Origin of the sequence: Kitasatospora purpeofusca, from assembly GCF_034043715.1 — a bacterium.
Classification (GTDB): Bacteria; Actinomycetota; Actinomycetes; order Streptomycetales; family Streptomycetaceae; genus Kitasatospora; species Kitasatospora purpeofusca_A.
In genome coordinates this window covers 75742-95794 of record NZ_JAXCLC010000020.1, presented here as the reverse complement: position 1 = coordinate 95794, position 20053 = coordinate 75742, and the positions used below count along the sequence as shown (strand labels likewise).

At 73.6% G+C, this 20053-nt stretch carries 19 protein-coding genes; 4 read left to right on the top strand and 15 right to left on the bottom strand.

Annotation, left to right across the window (positions count from 1 at the left end; genetic code table 11):
• Positions 1–36: 36 nt before the first annotated feature.
• From hisF to hisD, 8 genes are all read right to left on the bottom strand, one after another.
• Positions 37–807 (bottom strand): imidazole glycerol phosphate synthase subunit HisF, encoded by a 771-nt coding sequence (gene hisF / locus SM793_RS13215; RefSeq protein ID WP_320438334.1) that lies wholly within the window; start codon positions 805–807, stop codon positions 37–39.
• Entirely contained in the window at positions 804–1244 is a 441-nt protein-coding gene (locus SM793_RS13210; RefSeq protein ID WP_320438333.1) for a Rid family hydrolase, read from the bottom strand. The genes hisF and SM793_RS13210 overlap by 4 nt, the downstream gene beginning before the upstream one ends.
• The gene (gene priA / locus SM793_RS13205; RefSeq protein WP_320438332.1) at positions 1241–1966 is read right to left on the bottom strand and encodes a bifunctional 1-(5-phosphoribosyl)-5-((5-phosphoribosylamino)methylideneamino)imidazole-4-carboxamide isomerase/phosphoribosylanthranilate isomerase PriA; all 726 of its coding nucleotides are present in this window, start codon (positions 1964–1966) and stop codon (positions 1241–1243) included. Before priA ends, SM793_RS13210 begins: the two co-directional genes overlap by 4 nt.
• Positions 1967–1986: 20 nt before the next feature.
• Entirely contained in the window at positions 1987–2622 is a 636-nt protein-coding gene (gene hisH / locus SM793_RS13200) for an imidazole glycerol phosphate synthase subunit HisH (protein ID WP_320438331.1), read from the bottom strand.
• 85 nt (positions 2623–2707) lie between these two features.
• Positions 2708–2860, bottom strand: a complete 153-nt coding sequence (locus tag SM793_RS13195) for a hypothetical protein (RefSeq protein WP_320438330.1) — start codon at positions 2858–2860, stop codon at positions 2708–2710.
• A complete protein-coding gene (hisB, locus tag SM793_RS13190) occupies positions 2857–3450 on the bottom strand; it encodes an imidazoleglycerol-phosphate dehydratase HisB (protein WP_320438329.1) in 594 nt (197 codons plus the stop codon). Before hisB ends, SM793_RS13195 begins: the two co-directional genes overlap by 4 nt.
• Positions 3451–3456: 6 nt before the next feature.
• The gene (locus SM793_RS13185) at positions 3457–4608 is read right to left on the bottom strand and encodes a histidinol-phosphate transaminase (RefSeq protein WP_320438328.1); all 1152 of its coding nucleotides are present in this window, start codon (positions 4606–4608) and stop codon (positions 3457–3459) included.
• Positions 4605–5939, bottom strand: a complete 1335-nt coding sequence (gene hisD / locus SM793_RS13180; RefSeq protein ID WP_320438327.1) for a histidinol dehydrogenase — start codon at positions 5937–5939, stop codon at positions 4605–4607. The genes SM793_RS13185 and hisD overlap by 4 nt, the downstream gene beginning before the upstream one ends.
• 93 nt (positions 5940–6032) lie before the next feature.
• Between hisD and SM793_RS13175 the strand changes: the two genes are divergently transcribed.
• The 3 genes from SM793_RS13175 to ybaK all read left to right on the top strand — a co-directional run bounded on the left by SM793_RS13175 (position 6033) and on the right by ybaK (position 9059).
• A complete protein-coding gene (locus SM793_RS13175) occupies positions 6033–7613 on the top strand; it encodes an oxidoreductase (protein ID WP_320438326.1) in 1581 nt (526 codons plus the stop codon).
• Between the two features lie 130 nt (positions 7614–7743).
• Positions 7744–8472: an LON peptidase substrate-binding domain-containing protein gene (locus tag SM793_RS13170; protein WP_320438325.1), complete on the top strand. Its 729-nt coding sequence runs from the start codon at positions 7744–7746 to the stop codon at positions 8470–8472.
• A 92-nt stretch (positions 8473–8564) separates the two neighbouring features.
• Positions 8565–9059 carry a Cys-tRNA(Pro) deacylase gene (ybaK, locus tag SM793_RS13165; protein WP_320438324.1) on the top strand — a complete coding sequence of 165 codons (495 nt, stop codon included), beginning with the start codon at positions 8565–8567 and terminating at the stop codon, positions 9057–9059.
• A 16-nt stretch (positions 9060–9075) separates the two neighbouring features.
• Here ybaK and SM793_RS13160 read toward each other — a convergent pair whose 3' ends face one another.
• From SM793_RS13160 to SM793_RS13135, 6 genes are all read right to left on the bottom strand, one after another.
• Positions 9076–9918, bottom strand: a complete 843-nt coding sequence (locus tag SM793_RS13160; protein ID WP_320438323.1) for a hypothetical protein — start codon at positions 9916–9918, stop codon at positions 9076–9078.
• Positions 9919–10004: 86 nt separating this feature from the next.
• A complete protein-coding gene (locus tag SM793_RS13155; protein ID WP_413815945.1) occupies positions 10005–10817 on the bottom strand; it encodes an ABC transporter permease in 813 nt (270 codons plus the stop codon).
• Positions 10814–11812, bottom strand: a complete 999-nt coding sequence (locus SM793_RS13150) for an ABC transporter ATP-binding protein (RefSeq protein WP_320438322.1) — start codon at positions 11810–11812, stop codon at positions 10814–10816. Before SM793_RS13150 ends, SM793_RS13155 begins: the two co-directional genes overlap by 4 nt.
• 79 nt (positions 11813–11891) lie before the next feature.
• Positions 11892–13163, bottom strand: coding sequence for an NYN domain-containing protein (locus tag SM793_RS13145; protein ID WP_320438321.1), 1272 nt, complete (start codon positions 13161–13163; stop codon positions 11892–11894).
• 240 nt (positions 13164–13403) lie between these two features.
• Positions 13404–14450: an aspartate-semialdehyde dehydrogenase gene (locus tag SM793_RS13140; protein ID WP_320438320.1), complete on the bottom strand. Its 1047-nt coding sequence runs from the start codon at positions 14448–14450 to the stop codon at positions 13404–13406.
• Positions 14451–14545: 95 nt separating this feature from the next.
• A complete protein-coding gene (locus tag SM793_RS13135) occupies positions 14546–15436 on the bottom strand; it encodes a dihydrodipicolinate synthase family protein (RefSeq protein WP_320438319.1) in 891 nt (296 codons plus the stop codon).
• 72 nt (positions 15437–15508) lie between these two features.
• Between SM793_RS13135 and SM793_RS13130 the strand changes: the two genes are divergently transcribed.
• On the top strand, positions 15509–16396 hold the full coding sequence (locus SM793_RS13130; protein ID WP_320438318.1) for a LysR family transcriptional regulator: 888 nt from the start codon (positions 15509–15511) through the stop codon (positions 16394–16396).
• 56 nt (positions 16397–16452) lie between these two features.
• Here the strand turns inward: SM793_RS13130 and dnaE are convergent, their stop codons facing one another.
• A complete protein-coding gene (dnaE, locus tag SM793_RS13125) occupies positions 16453–20010 on the bottom strand; it encodes a DNA polymerase III subunit alpha (RefSeq protein ID WP_320438317.1) in 3558 nt (1185 codons plus the stop codon).
• Positions 20011–20053 lie beyond the last annotated feature (43 nt).

Sequence of the window (20053 nt, the reverse complement as noted above, 5' to 3'; positions counted from 1 at the left end):
GGCAGCGCCATGCCGGGCGAGTGCCGGGCCGCGCGGTCAGCGGACCGGGTGCCCGGCCTCCCGCAGCGCGTCCTTGACCTCGCCGATCCGCAGGTCCCCGAAGTGGAAGACGCTGGCGGCCAGCACCGCGTCCGCGCCGGCCTCCACCGCGGGGGCGAAGTCGGCGAGCTTCCCGGCGCCGCCGGAGGCGATCACCGGGACGGACACGGCCGCGCGGACGGACCGGATCAGCTCCAGGTCGTAGCCGTCCTTGGTGCCGTCGGCGTCCATCGAGTTGAGCAGGATCTCGCCGGCGCCCAGCTCGGCGGCGCGGCCGGCCCACTCCACGGCGTCCAGGCCGGTGCCCTCGCGTCCGCCGTGGGTGGTGACCTCGAAGCCGGAGGCGGTCTCGGTGCCCTCGGCGCAGCGGCGGGCGTCCACCGACAGCACCAGCACCTGGCGGCCGAACCGCCGGGCGATCTCGCGGACCAGCTCGGGGCGGGCGATGGCGGCGGTGTTGACGCCGACCTTGTCGGCGCCGGCCCGCAGCAGCTTGTCGACGTCCTCGACGGCGCGGATGCCGCCGCCGACGGTGAGCGGGATGAACACCTGCTCGGCGGTGCGGCGGACCACGTCGTAGGTGGTCTCGCGGTCGCCGGAGGACGCCGTGATGTCGAGGAAGGTCAGCTCGTCGGCGCCCTCGGCGTCGTAGAGCCTGGCCATCTCGACCGGGTCCCCGGCGTCCCGCAGGTTCTGGAAGTTGACGCCCTTGACCACACGGCCGGCGTCGACGTCCAGACAGGGGATGACACGTACTGCGAGGGTCACGGCTGCTTGCCTTCCAGAGCTTCCAGGGTGGCGGCGAGCCCGGCGCGGTGGGCGTCGAGTTCGACCTCGACGAGCAGCCGCGAGTCGACCAGGCTCTGCACCACCACGACGGTGGCGACCGGGCGCACGGTCCCGAAGAGTTCCTGGTGGGCGCGGCCCGCCGCGTCGATGTCACGGGAGTGGGTGAGGTGCACCCGGGTGCGGACCACGTCGTCCGCCGTCAGACCGTACGCGGCCAGGGCCTCCAGCGCGTTGCCGAAGGCGGCCCGCACCTGCTCGTAGGGGTCGCCCTCGCCCTGCAGCACACCGTCCACCACCGGCCTGGCGCCGGCGACGTGGACGTGGTCCCCGGCGGCGACCGCCTGCGACACGCCGAGGATGTCCTCCCAGGCGGAGAACCCGCCGACCCGGCCGCGCGCGATCCGACGTTCCGTCATCCCGAAACCGCCTCCAAAGCCTCTCCGAGGGTGAACTTCTGCTCGTAGAGTGCCTTGCCGACGATCGCGCCCTCGACTCCCTCGCCGACCAGGCCGGCGATGGCGACCAGGTCGTCCAGCGAGGAGACCCCGCCGGAGGCGACCACCGGACGGTCGGTGGCGGCGCACACATCGCGCAGCAGCTGGAGGTTGGGGCCGGTCAGGGTGCCGTCCCGGTTGACGTCCGTGACCACGTAGCGGGCGCAGCCCTCGGCGTCCAGGCGGGCCAGCACCTCGAAGAGCTGGCCGCCCTCGCTGGTCCAGCCCCGGCCGCGCAGGGTGGTACCGACCACGTCCAGGCCGACGGCGATCCGGTCGCCGTGCTCGGCGATGACCTTGGCGACCCACTCCGGGCTCTCCAGGGCGGCGGTGCCGAGGTTGACCCGGGTGCAGCCGGTGGCGAGGGCGGCGGCCAGCGAGGCGTCGTCACGGATGCCGCCGGACAGCTCGACCTTGATGTCGAGGGTCTCGGTGATCCCGCGGACCAGCTCGCGGTTGGAGCCGGTGCCGAAGGCGGCGTCGAGGTCGACCAGGTGCAGCCACTCGGCGCCTGCGCTCTGCCAGGCGAGGGCGGCGGCGAGCGGCTCGCCGAAGGAGGTCTCGGTGCCGGAGGCGCCCTTGACCAGGCGGACGGCCTGCCCGTCCCGGACGTCGACGGCGGGCAGCAGTTCGAGGCGGCTCATGAGGTACACGTCTTCCGTGGTCAGAGGGTGTTGACCCAGTTGGTCAGCAGGGCGGCGCCGGCGTCGCCGGACTTCTCGGGGTGGAACTGGGTGGCCCAGAGCGGGCCGTTCTCGATGGCCGCCACGAACGGCTGCCCGTGCGTGGCCCAGGTGACCAGCGGCGGGTTGATCCGCGCGCTGTGCGTCTCCAGTTCCCAGTGGCGCACCCCGTAGGAGTGGACGAAGTAGAAGCGGGCGTCCGCGTCCAGGCCGGCGAACATCCGGTTGCCCTCGGGGGCGTCCACGGTGTTCCAGCCCATGTGCGGCACGACCGGGGCCTCCAGCGGCTCCACCGTGCCCGGCCACTCGTCGCAGCCGGCGGTCTCCACCCCGTGCTCGACGCCCTTCTCGAAGAGGATCTGCATGCCCACGCAGATGCCCATGACCGGTCGGCCGCCGGCCAGCCGGCGCCCGACGATCCAGTCCCCGCGGACCGACTTCAGCCCGCGCATGCAGGCTTCGAAGGCGCCGACGCCGGGGACGAGCAGGCCGTCGGCGTCCATCGCGGCCTGGTAGTCGGAGGTGACGGTGACGTTGGCGCCGGTCCGCTCCAGGGCGCGCTGCGCCGAGCGGAGGTTGCCGGAGCCGTAGTCGAGCACCACGACGTTCTTGCCCATGTTCAGGTGTCCAGTCTTTCGTTCGCCGAGCGGTTACAGGCGCCGGTCACAGGCTCCGGTCGCGGGCGGCGGTCACAGGCGCCGGTCACAGGCGCATCAGGCCGGCGCCCAGGCACATGACCGAGCCCAGCGCGAGGACGACGATGACGCCCTTCGCCTGCTTCTGCTTCCAGAACGAGATCACCCCGCCGGCCAGGAAGAGCCCGACGAAGATGAGGATCATCGCGGTGTTGCTCACAGTGCGCCCTTGGTCGACGGGAGGATGCCGACCGCGCGCGGGTCGCGCTCGGAGGCGTAGCGCAGGGCCCGGGCCAGCGCCTTGAACTGGCACTCCACGATGTGGTGGGCGTTGCGCCCGTAGGGCACGTGGACGTGCAGGGCGATCCGGGCCTGGGCCACGAAGGACTCCAGGATGTGCCGGGTCATGGTGGTGTCGTAGGCGCCGATCATCGGCGCCATCTGCTCCGGCTCGGTGTGCACCAGGTAGGGGCGGCCGGAGAGGTCGACGGTCACCTGGGCGAGCGACTCGTCCAGCGGGACGGTGCAGTTGCCGAAGCGGTAGATGCCGACCTTGTCGCCGAGCGCCTGCCGGAAGGCGGCGCCGAGCGCGAGGGCGGTGTCCTCGATGGTGTGGTGGCTGTCGATGTGGAGATCGCCGTCGGTCTTCACGGTCAGGTCGAAGAGGCCGTGGCGCCCGAGCTGGTCGAGCATGTGATCGTAGAAGCCGACGCCCGTGGAGATGTCGGTCTTGCCGGTGCCGTCCAGGTCTATCTCGACCAGGACGGACGTCTCCTTGGTGGTGCGCTCGACGCGTCCGATACGGGTCATACGGGGTTACAGCTCCTGACTGGCTGCGCGCGCGGAGCGCGGACGATCAAGGGTGGCGGCGGGCGACGGGAGGGCTGTGGCGACGGCGGCCAGGAAGGCGTCGTTCTCGGCGGGGGTGCCGGCGGTGACGCGCAGCCACCCGGGGACGCCGTTGTCCCGGACCAGGACGCCGCGGTCGAGGATGGCCCGCCAGACGGCGTGGGTGTCGGCGAAGCGGCCGAACTGGACGAAGTTGGCGTCCGAGTCGGTCACCTCGAGTCCGAGTCCGCGCAGGGCCCCGACCAGCCGGTCGCGCTCGTCCTTGAGCCGGCCGACGTAGCCGAGCAGGGTGTCGGTGTGCTCCAGGCAGGCCAGCGCGGTCGCCTGGGTGACGGCCGACAGGTGGTACGGCAGGCGTACCAGCTGGACCGCGTCCACCACCGCCGGGTCGGCGGCCAGGTAGCCCAGGCGCAGCCCGGCCGCGCCGAAGGCCTTGGACATGGTGCGGGTGACCACCAGGTTGGGGCGGCCCTCGAGCAGCGGCAGCAGCGAGTCGCGGTGCGAGAACTCGACGTACGCCTCGTCGACCACCACCAGGCTGGGCCGGGCGGCCTGCGCGGCCTCGTACAGCCGCAGCACGGTGTCGGCGGCGACGGCGGTGCCGGTCGGGTTGTTCGGCGAGCAGACGAACAGCACGTGCGGCCGGTGCTCGGCGATCGCCGCGACGGCGGCGTCCGGGTCGATGGTGAAGTCGTCGTCACGCGGGCCGGAGATCCAGCCGGTGCCGGTGCCCCGGGAGATCAGGGCGTGCATCGAGTACGAGGGCTCGAAGCCGAGCGCGGTGCGGCCGGGGCCGCCGAAGGTCTGGAGCAGCTGCTGGAGCACCTCGTTGGAGCCGTTGGCGGCCCAGACGTTCTCCCGGGCGACGGCGAAGCCGGTGGTCCGGGTCAGGTAGCCGGCCAGGCCCTCGCGCAGCTCGACCGCGTCCCGGTCGGGGTAGCGGTTGAGGTGGCGGGCGGCCTCGGCGACCCGCTCGGCGATCCGGGCGACCAGCTCCTCGGGGAGCGGGTACGGGTTCTCGTTGGTGTTCAGCTGGACCGGGACGTCGAGCTGCGGGGCGCCGTAGGGCGACTGGCCGCGCAGCTCGTCCCGGACGGGGAGGTCGTTGATCGTGGTCACGTGCCGGGAACCGTCCACTCGCTCTGCCAATTGTGTTCGTCTCCGACGAAGCGTGCCTTGATCGCGTCGCCGTGACCGGGCAGGTCCTCGGCGTCCGCCAGGGTGACCACGTGCGCGGCGATGCCGGCCAGCGCCTCGCGGTCGTACTCGACGACCTGCACGCCGCGCAGGAAGGTCTGCACGGACAGGCCCGCGGAGTGGCAGGCGCAGCCGCCGGTGGGCAGCACGTGGTTGGAGCCGGCCGCGTAGTCGCCGAGCGAGACCGGGGTGTACCGGCCGATGAAGATCGCGCCCGCGTTGCGGACCTTCGCGGCGACCGCGTGCGGGTCCCGGGTCTGGATCTCCAGGTGCTCGGCCGCGTAGGCGTTGACGACCGCCAGGCCCTGCTCCAGGTCGTCGACCAGGATGAGGCCGGACTGCCGGCCGCCGAGGGCCTCGGCCACCCGCTCGCCGTGCTTGGTCCTGGCGACCTGGGTCTTCAGCTCGGCCTCGACCGCGTCGGCGAGCGCCACCGAGGCGGTGACCAGCACCGAGCCCGAGGTCGGGCCGTGCTCGGCCTGGCTGATCAGGTCGGCGGCGACCTCCGCCGGGTCGGCGCTGTCGTCGGCGAGGACGGCGATCTCGGTCGGTCCGGCCTCGGAGTCGATGCCGATCCGGCCCGCGAAGTAGCGCTTGGCGGCGGCCACGTAGATGTTGCCGGGGCCGGTGACCATGTTCACCGGCTCGCACTCCTCGGTGCCGAGCGCGAACATCGCGACCGCCTGGGCGCCGCCGACCGCGTACACCTCGGTGACGCCGAGCAGCGCGCACGCGGCCAGGATCGTCGGGTGCACCCGGCCGCCGAAGGCCTTCTGCGGCGGCGAGGTCACCGCGATCCCGGCGACGCCAGCCTCCTGGGCCGGCACCACGTTCATCACTACGGAGGACGGGTAGACGGCCAGACCGCCCGGAACGTACAGCCCGACCCGGTCCACCGGCACCCAGCGCTGGGTCACCGTGCCGCCGGGCACCACCTGGGTGGTGTGCCCCTCGCGGCGCTGGTCGGCGTGGACCAGCCGGGCCCGGCGGATCGACTCCTCCAGTGCGGCGCGCACCTTCGGCTCCAGCTCCGCGAGGGCCTCGGCGAGCTGCTCGGCCGGGACCCGGGTGGACTCCAGCCGCACGCCGTCGAAGCGTTCGGTGATCTCGATCAGCGCCGCGACACCGCGATGGTGCACGTCCTCGGCGATCGGGCGCACCTTCTCCAGGGCGGCCGCGACGTCGAAGTCGGCACGGGGCAGCAGTCCGCGCGGGTCGTCGAGCGAGCCGCGCAGATCGATTCGAGAGATCACGCCTCCCAGTGTAAGGAGTGGCCGGAACCCGCGATCCCGCATTTCAGTCCGTGATACGAAGGGCGAGACGACCGGGGGACACGGGGGGACGGCATGGCGGAGCGGATACCGGACGGCTGGACGGCGGCCGAGCAGGCACTGTGGCAGGCGTTCCGGCACGGCCGGACCCTCGATCTGCGCACCGGCGAGGCCGCGGCGGACGACCCCTTCGGCGAGGCCGTCTGGGACGCCCGGCGGACGGTCCGGGCCGAGGTGCTCTCCCGGCTGCTGCTGGACGGGCCCGCTCCCGTACCCGGACGGGTCGCCTCGCTGAAACTGACCGGCGCGCTGGTCACCGGGCCGCTGCGGCTGGCCGGCGGCACGATCGGGCACTACGTCGAGCTCCACGACTGCCGGTTCGACCAGAAGATCCTGATGTCCGAGGCCGAGGCCGGCACCCTGCGCTTCATCAACTGCCTGGTCCCCCGGCTGGAGGCCTCCCGGCTGGTGACCTCCGGCGACCTGCACCTGGCCCGCTGCCGAATACGCCAGGGGGTCCGGCTCACGGATGCCCGGATCGGCACCGACCTGCTGCTCAACCAGGCCGTCCTGGGCGGCGACCGGTTCGGCCGGGCGCTGTCCGCCGACGGCATCGCGGTGAACCAGGACTGCGAGGCCGACCGGCTCACCACGGACGGCGAGGTCAGCCTGCGCACCGCCCGGATCGGCGGCCGGCTCTCGCTGCGCGGCGCCCAGCTGCACGCCGTCCCGGGCAACCGCAACGCCCTCAACGCCGTCCGGCTCACCGTCGGCCACACGCTGTACCTGAGCGGCTCGGCCGACGGCGGCTGGTACGGGTCGCAGACCTACTACGGCTCCGGGTACGGCGAGGTGCCGCCGCCGGACTCGCCGAGCACGCCGTTCCGCGCCTTCGGCCAGGTGCGGCTGTCCGACGGCCGGTTCGAGAACGCCTGCCTGCTCTCCGACGCCGAGTTCCACCTCGACGAGGGCGACGAGGTCACCCTGCGCCGGATCCAGACCCCGGAGCTGCGCTTCACCTGCCGCTTCCCGGCCGGCGGCACGGTCTCGCTGTCCCGGGCCCGGATCGGCAACCTGGTCGACGCGCCCGGCTCCTGGCCGCGGGGCGGCACGATCGGCCTCACCGGCTTCACCTACGAGTGCCTGCGCCCGGCCGTGCCGTTCCCCGCCCACCAGCGGATCGCCTGGCTGGAGGGCGCCACGGTGGAGTTCCAGCCCGAGTCCTACGAGCAGCTCGCCGCCGCGCTGCGGCGCGACGGCGCCGACGACGACGCGCGCGAGGTGCTCCACGCCAAGCAGCGCCGCCGCCGGCAGACCCTGCCGCTGCCGGCCCGGATCTGGGGCCGGGTCCAGGACGCGACCGTCGGCTACGGCTACCGGCCCGGGCGGGCCGCGCTCTGGCTGCTGCTCGCCTGGGCGCTCGGCAGCCTCTACTTCGCGACCCACGCGCTCCAGCCGCTGAAGGCCGACGAGCGGCCGCACTGGAACCCGGTGCTGTACGCGCTCGGCCAGCTGCTGCCGGTCGTCGACCTCGGCCAGGGCGGCTGGAACCCCGGCGGGGCCTCCCAGTGGGTCTCGGCGAGCCTGGTCGTGATCGGGTGGGTGCTCGCCACCACCGTCGCCGCCGGCGCCAGCCGGATGCTCCAGCGCGGATAGCCGCGAACGGCCGGCCCGGGACCGCCGCGGCCGGCCACGGACAGCTGGGGACAGCTACGAACAGCTACGGACGCGCTCCCGCGGACAACCCCGGAGCGCTCGCACCGCCCGGGGAACTACGCTGTCCGCCGTGACAGAACGGCTGCCGCTCTTCCCGCTGAACAACGTGCTCTACCCGGGCCTGGTCATGCCCCTGAACGTCTTCGAGGAGCGCTACCGCCGTCTCGTCGCCGATCTGCTCGACGGGCCCGAGGACCGGCCGCGCCGCTTCGGCGTGCTCGCCATCAAGGACGGCCGCGAGGTCGCCCCGGTCCGCCCCGACGACGGACCGGCCGGACCGCTGGACGGCCTCGGCACCGCCACCGGCGACCCGCTGGAGGCGCTGTACCACATCGGCTGTGTCGCGGACGTCACCTCCGCCCAGCCGCAGCCCGACGGCCGCTACGAGCTGCTGGTCACCGGTACCACCCGGTTCCGGCTGCGCTCGGTCGACGTCGGCGGCCCCTACCTGGTGGGCGAGGCCGAACCGATCGAGGAGCGCACCGGTGAGGGCTCCGGGGCCCTGGCCGCCGAGGTCGAGCGCGCCTTCCGCACCTACCAGCGGCGGCTCGCCGGCGCCCGGGAGGCCAGCACCGTCGGCCGCCCGGAGCTGCCCGACGACCCGCAGGTGCTGTCCTACCTGGTCGCGGCCGCGGCCGTGCTGGAGGTACCGCTCAAGCAGCGGCTGCTCGCCAGCCCGGACAACGCCCAGCGGCTGCGGGCCGAACTCGAGCTGCTGCGCCGCGAGAGCGCGGTGCTCGGCTGGCTGCCCTCGCTGCCCGCCGTCAACCTGACCCGCCAGTCCTTCAGCCCGAACTGACCCGGCCCCGAACGAACCGGCCCGGCCGACTCAGCCCGGCCGACCCACCCTGACCGACTCAACCTGACCGACCCAGCCCGACCGGAGGCCCCGTGGCCGCGAAACCGAAGAAGGGCGGCCGGGGCACACCCGCGACGGTCGCCCTGGAGACCGCCGACGTGCCGTTCACGGTGCACGCCTACGCGCACGACCCGGCGGCCGCCTCGTACGGGGAGGAGGCCGCCGAAGCGCTCGGGGTGACCGCCGACCGGGTCTTCAAGACCTTGGTCGCCGACGTCGACGGCGTCCTCACCGTGGCCGTGGTCCCGGTCTCCGGGCAACTGGACCTCAAGGCACTGGCCGCGGCGGTCGGCGGCAAGCGCGCCGCGATGGCCGATCCGGCCGCCGCCGAGCGGAGCAGCGGCTACGTCCGGGGCGGCATCTCCCCGCTCGGCCAGCGCCGGGCGCTGCGCACGGTCGTCGACGAGAGCGCGCTCGGCCATCCGACCGTCTACGTCTCCGCGGGCCGCCGGGGCCTGGAGGTCGAACTCTCCCCCGCGCACCTGGTCGCCCTGACCGGGGCCCGCACGGCCCCCATCGGCCGCTGACGGACCGCGCGGCCGGTCAGCCCTCCCGCCGGTCCTCCCGCCGGTCCTCCCAGCGGTCCTGCGGCCGGTCCTCCGGCCAGTCCGGCCGCCGGTCCTCCGGCGGGGCGGCCGGGTACCCGGCCGGAAGGCCCGCGCCCGCGCCCGGGACCGGCGGCCCCGGGACCCAGTACGGCGGCGGGTCCTCCTCGCGCTTGCCGAACGCCGCCGACAGCGCCAGCAGCAACACCATGGCGGCCATCGGCCAGGCCAGCACCGCGCCGTACGCCCCGAGGTCGATGTCCGCCGAGAAGTGCCCACCGTTGCCGACCCGCCGCGCCTGGGCCACCAGGTCCCCGCTCGGCCCGAGCCAGCGTCCGAGCCCCCAGGCGCCGACCGAGGCCAGCAGTCCGCCGACCGCCAGTCCGACCGCCACCGCGATCCCGCCGCCCCGCTTCCGGGTGAACAGGAACGCGCCCAGCGCGGTCAGGAGGCCCGCCCCCAGGCCGAGCAGCACGAAGACGCTGTCGGCCCCGGCCCGCTGCTCGCCCTCCGGGTCGGCGTAGAGGATCTTGTTGCCGTCCACCACCAGCGGCACCTTGGGCGCCAGCCAGACCCACAGCGCGCCCATCACGACCCCGAGCACCAGACAGGCCAGCACCGTGGCCGCCCCGACCCTCAGCTCGGGCAGCAGCCGCTGCGCGAGGGGCTCGACCGGCCGGTCCTTCCCGGCCGTCACGTCCACCCCGGGCGGGAGCCCGTACGGCTCGGACGCGGGCCCGGGCGCGGCGTACGGATCGCGGTCGGCGGCGTACGGGGCGGGCACGGCATCGGTGACACCGTCGGCGCGCGCGGGATCCGGAGGTGTGTTCGGTACGGTCACGCCCCCATCGTTTCACGCTCACGACCGCCGGGGCCCGGCCACCCACCGAACCACGGGCCCGACGGCCGGCGTCGCCCGGGAGATCTCTAGCGCCGGGTCGCCCGCCGGTACGCCCAGGTGGCCACGGCCAGCGAGACCACGCCCGCTCCCGCGCACACCCCGAGGTCCGCGACCACCGTCGCCCAGTCGGGGTCCGGCCGGAACGTCCGGGCGAACGCCTCCACCGCGTAGGTGGACGGCAGCAGGTCGCGCAGCCACAGCACCGGCTGCGGCAGGTGGTCGACCGGCAGGACGCCGAGCAGCAGCGCCGCCGACATGCCGAGCTGCCCCAGCATGGTGGCGATCTCCTGGCGGGGCGCGAGCAGCCCGCAGGCCGCGCCGAGCCCGGCCAGCGCCGCCCCGGCCAGTGGCACCACGGCGAGCAGCACCCACAGCTGCCCCACCGGCAGCCCGAACATGACCGCGCCCGCGGCGGCCGTGACCAGCGACCCCGGCAGGGTGAACGAGGCGAACGCGGCGGCCGTGCCGAGCACCACCGAGGCGGCCGGCACCGGCAGCGTCGCGTAGTGGTCCAGGCCCCCGCCGGCCCGCAGCCGCCCGAAGTACTGGGCCAGCAGGTTGAGCGCCACGAAGGCGACCACCAGCACGCTGGAGCCGGCCACCACGTAGCGGGCGGCCGAGGTCTGCCCGGAGTCGACGACGCCCCGCATCATCACCAGGATGCCGAGCGACTGGAAGGTGGCCACGAACAGCAGCGGGATCCGCGCCACCCTGGCCCGGGCGAGCTGCGCCCGGTAGACGGCCGCGAGGGCGGGCAGCAGCCGGGCGGCGGGGGCGAGCGGGGCGGGTCCGTCGGCCGCGGCCGGGGTGGTCCGCGGCGGTGCCGAGAGCAGCGTCACTTGGCCAGTCCTCCGTGGCGGCCGCCCAGTTTGAGGTAAGCGTCCTCAAGGCTCGGGGTGGCCAGGGTGAAGTCGTCCAGGGCGGCGAACGCCGGGCCGGTGGTGACGGCCGAGACCAGTTCGCGGGCCTGCTCGGGGGTGGTGCGGACGGTCCAGCGGCGGCCGGTGCGCTCGGCCCGCTCGGCCAGCGCCGCCACGGCGGGGACGCCCAGCGGCGCCTCGTCGCGCCAGACCAGGTCGAGCCGGACGTCGCCGTCGACCAGCGCCTTGAGCCCGCCGGGGGTGTCGCAGGCGATCACCCGGCCCTCGTCGATCACGGCGACCCGGTCCAGCACGGTCTCCGCCTCGATCACGTTGTGGGTGACCAGCAGCACGGTGGCGGAGCGTTCGGCCCGGCGGCGCTCGACCGCCGACCAGACGGCCCGCCGGGCGACCGGGTCCATGCCGGTGGTCGGCTCGTCGAGGACGAGCAGCGGCCGGTCGCCGACCAGGGTGGCGGCGAAGCAGGCGAGTCGGCGCTGACCGCCGGAGAGCTTGGCGAGCGGGCGGTGGGCGAGCGGTTCCAGGCCCAGTTCGGTGATCACCGCGTCCGTCGCCGCCCGGGCCTCGGCCCGGCGTAGGCCGCGCAGCCGTCCGGTGGTCTCGGCCGCGAGGGAGACGGTCAGCTCGTCGAGCGCGGTGGACTCCTGGCCGAGGTAGCCGAGCAGCCGGGCGGCGCGTTCGGGGTGCCGGACCACGTCGTGGCCGAGGATCTCGATGCTGCCGGAGTCGGGCCGCAGCAGGCCGGTGAGCTGGCGGACCAGGGTGGACTTGCCCGCGCCGTTGGGTCCGAGCAGGCCGAAGATCTCGCCCTGCCGGACGGTCAGGCTGATGCCGTCATTGGCCCGGACCGTCTCGGCGGCGCCGCCGCGCCCGGCGCGGTACGTCCGGACCAGGTCCCGTACGGCGCAGCACGGCGCGCTGTCCTGGGGTGCCCGCCCGGCCGACTCGCTCACGACCGAAGACTCTACGCGGTGCGACCGGCGAACCGGACAACGGGGCCCGTTCCGTCCCGGTCCCCGCCGCCTGCCGGGGTCAGTCGTCGACCACGACCAGGTTTCCGCCGGGGACCCGGGTGGCGAGTTCCTTCCAGAATCCGGCCCGGATCGCGTACCGGTCGTGCTCGTCGATCTGGTCGTCCTTGTGCGCGAGCAGCCCGAACCGGGCGGCGTAGCGCAGCAGCTCGCCGTCGACCCGGTGCGGGATCCGGGGGTAGTCGGGCCACAGGACGGTGAGCCGTTCGACGTCGCCGGCCCGGGTGGTCCAGCGGCGGGCGAAGACCTGGCCCACCTCGTGGGCGTCGCCGCCGATGGAGGTGATGTCCTCCTCGCGGTCGGCCCAGCGCTGCTCGGCCGTGGTGAGCTGGGCGAGGGTGGGCAGGCCGTCGCCGGCGGTGGCGGCGGGTTCCTGGGCGGGGCGCTCGATCCAGCCCCGGTCGGAGGACCAGCGCAGCACCGGGCCGCTCTGGTGGCGGTCGACGGCGGTGGCCTGCCGGTCGGCGCTGCGTCCGGCGAGGTCCTTGGGGGTGGGGACGACCTTGAGCCCGCCGGCGGTGGCCGGCTGGGGGCGTCCGTCGACGGCCGGGCCGGCGGCGGCCGAGGCGGCGACGGCCGCGGCGGGCGCCCCGGCGGCGGGACGGCCGGGCACCGGCTCGGCGGGCAGCGGGCCCGGCAGTCCGGTCGGGGGCCCGGCGGGCGGGGCGGCGAGGATCTTGGCGATGTCGTGCCGGGCGCCGGGGGCCGGGAAGACGCTGGAGGTGTCGCGCAGGCTGAACGGTCCTTCGATCCACTCGCGGTCCAGCACCCGGCGTTCGTCGGCCTCGCCGACCAGGTCCTCGGACTGGTTGAAGTCGCCGTCGGCGGCCTGGAGCGCCCACAGGTGGACGACGACGCCGTGCTCCTTGGCGGACATCATGCCGGGCAGCAGGTCCCCGTCGCCGGTGATCAGCACGACGTCGGCGCAGGCCCGGTTGCGGGCGAGTTCGGAGAGTTCGGCGTGCATCGCGGCGTCGACGCCCTTCTGCACCCAGCGCCCCTCGGCCCGGGTGAGCGCGCCGAGCCGGACGGTGACCCGGGGCAGTACCCGCAGCCGCCGGTGCTCGGGCATCGGGCGGCGCTCGGGCGCGGCGTCGAACCAGTAGATCCGCAGCAGCGGGAGGCCGGTCTCGGCCTCGGCGCGTTCGCGCAGGGCGGCGATCAGCGCGATGTGGTCGACGGTGACCTTGGAGCGGGACGGGTCACCGGCGAGCAGGCTGGCGGCGGCGCCCAGCAGGTATCCGGCATCCACGAGGACGACACAGCGGTCCATCGCGCACCTCTTTCCGCTCGCCCTCGGGTGGGGCTCCGCCGGGCCGACGGTGCCGGGGGTGGGCGCGGTCCGCCCGGCGCCCGGGCGGGGTGGGGTGAGGGGGTGCCCGCAGCCGCCCGATCGTTGGGTCACCTTTTCCCACTGACCCGCCCGCCGAACCTCGGGCTCCGCCGCTGTCCCGCGACAGGCCGAAGGGCCCCGTCCGGTCGTGGACGGAGCCCTTCGGCGCGATGCGGCAGGTCAGCCCCTGAGCTCGGCGGCGACCAGCTCGGCCAGCTGGACGGCGTTGAGCGCGGCGCCCTTGCGCAGGTTGTCGTTGGAGATGAACAGCGACAGGCCGTTCTCGACCGTCTCGTCGACCCGGATCCGGCCGACGTAGCTCGGGTCCTGGCCGGCGGCCTGGAGCGGGGTGGGGATCTCGCTCAGCTCGACGCCGGGGGCGCCGGTGAGCAGCTCGACCGCGCGCTCGGGGCTGATCGGGCGCTCGAAGCGGGCGTTGATCTGCAGCGAGTGGCCGGAGAAGACGGGGACCCGCACGCAGGTGCCGGCCACCTTGAGGTCGGGGATGCCGAGGATCTTGCGGCTCTCGTGGCGGAGCTTCTGCTCCTCGTCGGTCTCGTTGGAGCCGTCCTCGACGATCGAGCCGGCCAGCGGGACGACGTTGAAGGCGATCGGGCGCCGGTAGACCTTGGGCTCGGGGAACTCGACCGAGGAGCCGTCGTGGGCGAGCGCGGCGGCGCCGTCGACGACCTTGGCCGCCTGCTCCTGGAGTTCGGCCACGCCGGCCACGCCGCTGCCGGAGACGGCCTGGTAGGTGGAGACGACCAGGGCGGCGAGGCCGGCCTCGTCGTGCAACGGGCGCAGCACCGGCATGGCGGCCATGGTGGTGCAGTTCGGGTTGGCGACGATGCCCTTGGGGCGGTCGGCGACGGCCTGCGGGTTGACCTCGGAGACGACCAGCGGGACCTCGGGGTCGCGGCGCCAGGCGGAGGAGTTGTCGATGACGACGGCGCCCGCGGCGGCGGCCTTGGGGGCGAGCTCCTTGGAGGTGGAGCCGCCGGCGGAGAAGATCACGATGTCCAGGCCGGTGTAGTCGGCCGTGGCCGCGTCCTCGACGGTGATCTCGGTGCCCTGCCAGGGCAGGGTGCGGCCGGCCGAGCGGGCCGAGGCGAACAGCCGCAGCTGCTCCACCGGGCCGACGCCGCCCGGGAGGTCCGCGCGCTGCGCCAGGATCTCGCGGACCACGCCGCCGACCTGACCGGTGGCCCCGACAATGCCGATCTTCATCCGTCTACTCCTCTTGATGTCGCCGTTCACGGCCGCACTCCGCCCATCATGCCTTGTCACGGGCTTCGGACGGCCGGATATTCCACCCTGTGGTCTCAGTGGTCCAGACCACTGAGGAGTTCCAGCGCCCGCTCGACCTCCGCCGGCCCCGCCGGCAGCAGCGGCAGCCGCACGTCCGGCGTCGGGATCCGCCCCTGCGCGTGCAGCACCCCCTTGACCACCGCCGGGTTCGGCGCCGCGAAGGCCGCCGCCGCCAGCCCGGCCAGCCGGTGGCCCAGCGCCCGGGCCCGCGCCGCGCCCCCGGCCCGCCACGCCCCGGCCAGCTCGACCCAGCGCGCGGTGGCCAGGTGGGCGGAGGCCAGGATGCCGCCGGCCGCGCCCAGCGCGAGCAGCGGCGCGAGCACCGCGTCGTCCCCGCCCAGCACCGAGAACCCGGCCGGAGCGGCGGCCAGCAGCTCCACCGCCGCCTGGTCCACCCCGCCGGTCGCGTACTTCACACCCACCACCCCGGGCAGCGCGGCCAGTTCCAGCAGCGCGGCGCCCGACAGCTCCTGCCCGGTCCGGTACGGGATGTGGTAGATCACCAGCGGCACCGGACTGGCCTCGGCCAGCGCCCGGAAGTGCGCCACCGTCCCGGCCTCGCCCGGCCGGACGAAGGACGGCACGGTGACCAGCGCGCCCGCCACCCCCGGCACCCGCGCGGCCAGCCCGGCCAGCTCCTCGGCGGCCGCGGCGGTGCCGGTCCCGCCCGCGCCGACCAGCAGCGGCACGCCCCTGGCGGCGCAGACCCCGGCGCAGACCCCGGCCACCGCCCGCCGCTCGTCCGCGGTCAGCGCGGCCGGCTCGCCGGTGGTGCCGAGCGCGACCAGGCCGGCCGCGCCCTCGTCCAGCAGCGAGCCGGCCAGCTTCTCCAGCGCGTCCAGCGCCACCGAGCCGTCGGCCGCGAACGGGGTGACCAGGGGGACGAGAATGCCCGTGAGTTCCATGGCCACGATCCTGCGGCCGGGCGATCCCCCGGGTCCAGTTCATGTTTCCGACGCTTCTCGTAAGCTGGGCCGATGCTCGACGTCCGACGCCTGCGCCTGCTGCGCGAACTCGCCCACCTCGGCACCATCGCCGCCGTCGCCGAGGCGCTCAGCTTCAGCGCCTCGGCGGTGTCCCAGCAGCTGTCCGTGCTGGAGAAGGAGGCCGGTGTGCCCCTGCTCGAACGCACCGGCCGCCGGGTCGTCCTCACCCCCGCCGGCCGCAACCTGGTCCGGCACGCCGAGGCCGTGCTCGAACGGCTGGAGCAGGCGGGCGCCGAACTCGCCCACGCCCGCGAGGGCCTGGCCGGGCCGCTGCGGATCGGCACCTACCCGTCGGCCGCCCGCGCGATCGTCCCGGCCGTACTCGCCGAACTGGCCGGCTGGCACCCGGGGCTGGAGCCGATGGTCACCGAGGTCGACCCGGCCGAGGTCGCGGCGGCGCTGCGGGCCGGCGAACTGGACGTCGCGCTGGTGCACGAGTACGACCTGGTCCCGGCCGACCCGGAACCCGGCCTGGCGACGACCCGGCCCGTCTTCACCGAACCGATGTACCTCGCCGCCCGCGCCCCCGGCACCGTCGCCGACCAGCGCGCCGAACCGTGGATCGTCTCCCCGCCGGGCACCCTGTGCCACAGCATGGCCGTCCGGGCCTGCGAGAGCGCCGGCTTCGCGCCCCGGATCCGCCACCGGATCGACGACTTCGCCACCGTGCTCGCCCTGGTGGCGGCCGGTCAGGGCGTGGCGCTGGTCCCCCACCTCGGCATCGACCGGCCCCCGCCCGGGGTCGTCCTCACCCGGCTGCCGATGTACCGCCGCACCCGCGCCGCCTTCCGCGCCGGGGCCGGGGCCCACCCGGCGGTCTCCGCCTTCGTCTCCGCCCTGCACACCGCCGTCCCGGCCCCGCTGCGCAACTCCGCCTGAGCCGGGGCCGCCCGGCCCGGGCGCCCCAGCAGCGGGACTCAGCCCCGACCGCGGCGTCAGCCCGCCGCGCCGCCCGTCCCGTTGGCGGCCAGACAGCTCGGCCCGAGCAGCTGCTTGAGGTCGCCGAACAGCGCCGGGTCCGACTTCACCCGGTGCCGGTCCAGCCGCAGCACCGTCGTCCGGTGCTGCTCCTCCAGCCGGACCCGGACCTCCGTCGTCCCCCGGTGGCTGCTCAGCACCTCGCCGAGCCGCGCCACCAGCGGCGGCGTCACCTTGCCGTCCGGGATGATGATGACGATCGGCGCCTCGGCGTGCGCGTTCGACAGGTCGGGGGCGGACAGCTCCATCCCCATCAACCGCGGCACGTCCTCCCGCTTGTCCACCTTGCCCCGGACGAACACCACCGCGTCCTCGACCAGTTGCGAGGACACCAGCTGGTAGCTGGCCGGGAAGAACATGCAGTCGATCGAGCCCGCGAGGTCCTCGACCGTCGCGATCGCCCAGGCGTTGCCCTGCTTGGTCATCTTCCGCTGGAGGCCCGAGATGATGCCGCCGATGGTGACGATCGCCCCGTCCGGCCGCTCGGCGAGCTCCGCCACCGCGCAGTCCGCCTTCTCCGCGAGCACGTGCTCGATGCCGTGCAGCGGGTGCGAGGAGACGTACAGGCCCAGCATCTCCCGCTCCTGGGCGAGCAGGAAGGACTTCTCCCACTCCTCCTCGGAGAAGACGACGTCCAGCCCGAAGGTCGGCTCGTCGCTGGTCGCGTCGCCGCCGAAGAGGTCGAACTGCCCCTCCGCCTCCTTGCGCTTGATGCCCACCACGTTGTCGATCATCGGCTCGAACTCCGCGCTCAGGCCCTTGCGCGTGTGCCCGAGCGAGTCGAAGGAGCCGGCCTTGATCAGCGATTCGACGGTCCGCTTGTTGCAGACCACCGACTCCACCTTGTCCAGGAAGTCCGGGAAGGAGGCGAACTTCCCCTTGGCCTTCCTGGTCCGGATCATCGACTCCACGACCGGGCCGCCGACGTTGCGGATGGCGGTCAGACCGAACCGCACCGTGGTGTTCCCGTGCGGGGTGAAGTCCGCGTCCGACTCGTTGACGTCCGGCGGCAGGACGTTGATGCCCATCTTGCGGCACTCGTTGAGGTAGACCGCCGACTTGTCCTTGTCGTCCTTGACCGAGGTGAGCAGACCCGACATGTACTCGGCCGGGTAGTTGGCCTTGAGGTACGCCGTCCAGTACGAGACCAGCCCGTACCCCGCCGTGTGCGCCTTGTTGAACGCGTAGCCGGAGAAGGGGACGAGGACGTCCCACACCGCCTGGATCGCCGCGTCCGAGTAGCCGCGCTCCCGGCAGCCCTTCCGGAACGGGCCGAACTCCGCCTCCAGGATCTCCTTCTTCTTCTTGCCCATCGCGCGGCGCAGCAGGTCGGCCTGGCCGAGCGAGTAGCCGGCCAGGATCTGCGCCGCCTTCTGCACCTGCTCCTGGTAGACGATCAGGCCGTAGGTGGGCCGGAGCACCTCCTCCAGGGGGGCCTCCAACTCCGGGTGGATCGGGGTGATCTCCTGCTGGCCGTTCTTGCGCAGCGCGTAGTTCGTATGTGAGTTGACGCCCATCGGGCCCGGCCGGTAGAGCGCCAGTACGGCGGAGATGTCCTCGAAGTTGTCGGGCTTCATCAGCCGCAGCAGCGAGCGCATCGGACCGCCGTCGAGCTGGAAGACGCCGAGCGTGTCGCCCCGGGCCAGCAGTTCGTAGGTCGGCTTGTCGTCCAGGGGCAGCTCCAGGAGGTTGATCCTGATGCCCTTGTTCTTCTCGATCGCCTTGACGGCGTCGTCCATGATCGTCAGGTTGCGCAGGCCGAGGAAGTCCATCTTGAGAAGGCCGAGGCCCTCACAGGTGGGGTAGTCGAACTGCGTGATGGTGACGCCGTCGGTGTGCCGGGTCCAGACCGGGATGTGGTCGGTCAGCGGCTCGGCGGACATGATGACGCCGGCCGCGTGCACACCGGGCTGGCGGATCAGGCCCTCGATGCCGCGCGCGGTGTCGATCACCTTGCGCACATCGGGGTCGTTCTCGTACAGCCCGCGGATCTCGCCCGCCTCGCTGTAGCGCGGGTGGCTGCTGTCCGTGATGCCGGACAGCGGGATGCCCTTGCCCATGACGTCCGGCGGCATCGCCTTGGTGATCCGGTCGCCCATCGCGTAGGGGTAGCCGAGGACCCGCGAGGAGTCCTTGATGGCGGCCTTCGCCTTGATGGTGCCGTAGGTGACGATCATGGCGACCTTGTCGGATCCCCACTTCTCGGTCACGTACCGGATCACGTCACCGCGCCGGCGCTCGTCGAAGTCGATGTCGACATCGGGCATGGAGATGCGCTCGGGGTTGAGGAAGCGCTCGAAGATCAGACCGTGCGGGATCGGGTCGAGGTCGGTGATGCCCATGGCGTACGCGACCAGCGAGCCGGCCGCCGAACCGCGGCCGGGGCCCACCGCGATGCCCTGCCCCTTCGCCCACATGATGAAGTCCGCGACGACGAGGAAGTACGCCGGGAACCCCATCTGGACGATGGTGTCCATCTCGTACTCGGCGAGCTTCCGGTGCTCCTCGTCGTACCCGTTCGGGAAGCGCCACTCCATGCCCTGCCAGACCTGCGACCTGAAGAACTCCGCCTCCGACTCGAAGCCCTCCGGGATCGGGAAGCGCGGCATCAGATTGCGGAACTCGAACATGCCCGCGGTGTCGACCCGCGAGGCCACCAGCAGCTGGCTGTTGCGGCAGCCCTCCTGCCAGGCGTCCGACTGGTCCAGCGCGTACATCTCGGCGGCCGACTTGATGTAGTAGCCGGTGCCGTCGAACCGGAAGCGGTCCGGGTCGGAGAGGTTCTTGCCGGTCTGCACGCAGAGCAGCAGGTCGTGGGCGCCCGCGTCGGCCTCGGTGGTGTAGTGCGAGTCGTTGGTGACCACCGGCGGGATGCCGAGCTTGCGCCCGATCTCGATCAGCCCGTCCCGGACCCGCTTCTCGATGTCGAGACCGTGGTCCATCAGCTCCAGGAAGTAGTTCTCCTTGCCGAAGATCTCCTGGTACTCGCCGGCCGACCGGAGCGCCTCGTCGAACTGCCCGAGGCGCAGCCTGGTCTGCACCTCGCCGGACGGGCAGCCGGTGGTCGCCATCAGGCCGCCGGACAGCTCGGAGATCAGCTCCTTGTCCATCCGCGGCCACTTGACCAGCCAGCCCTCGGAGTACGAGCGCGAGGTCAGCTTGAAGAGGTTGTGCAGGCCCTCCTTGTTCCGGGCCCAGATCGTCTTGTGGGTGTAGGCACCGGACGCCGAGACGTCGTCCTTCTTCTGGTGCGGCTGGCCCCACAGAATGCGCTTGGTGTTCGAACGGGACTCCGGGGCGACGTACGCCTCGATCCCGATCACCGGGGTGATGCCCGCGCCGGTGGCCTGCTTGTGGAACTCCGCGGCGCCGTACATGTTGCCGTGGTCGGTCATCGCGACATGGGTCTGCCCGAGCCGCTCGACCTCCTTGAACATCTGCTTCAGCCGGGCTGCGCCGTCCAGCATCGAGTACTCGGTGTGGACGTGCAGGTGTGCGAACGGCTGATCGCTCAAGGCGGGGCCTCCGTAGGCTCGTACTGGCAGCTGGGGGAGCCGG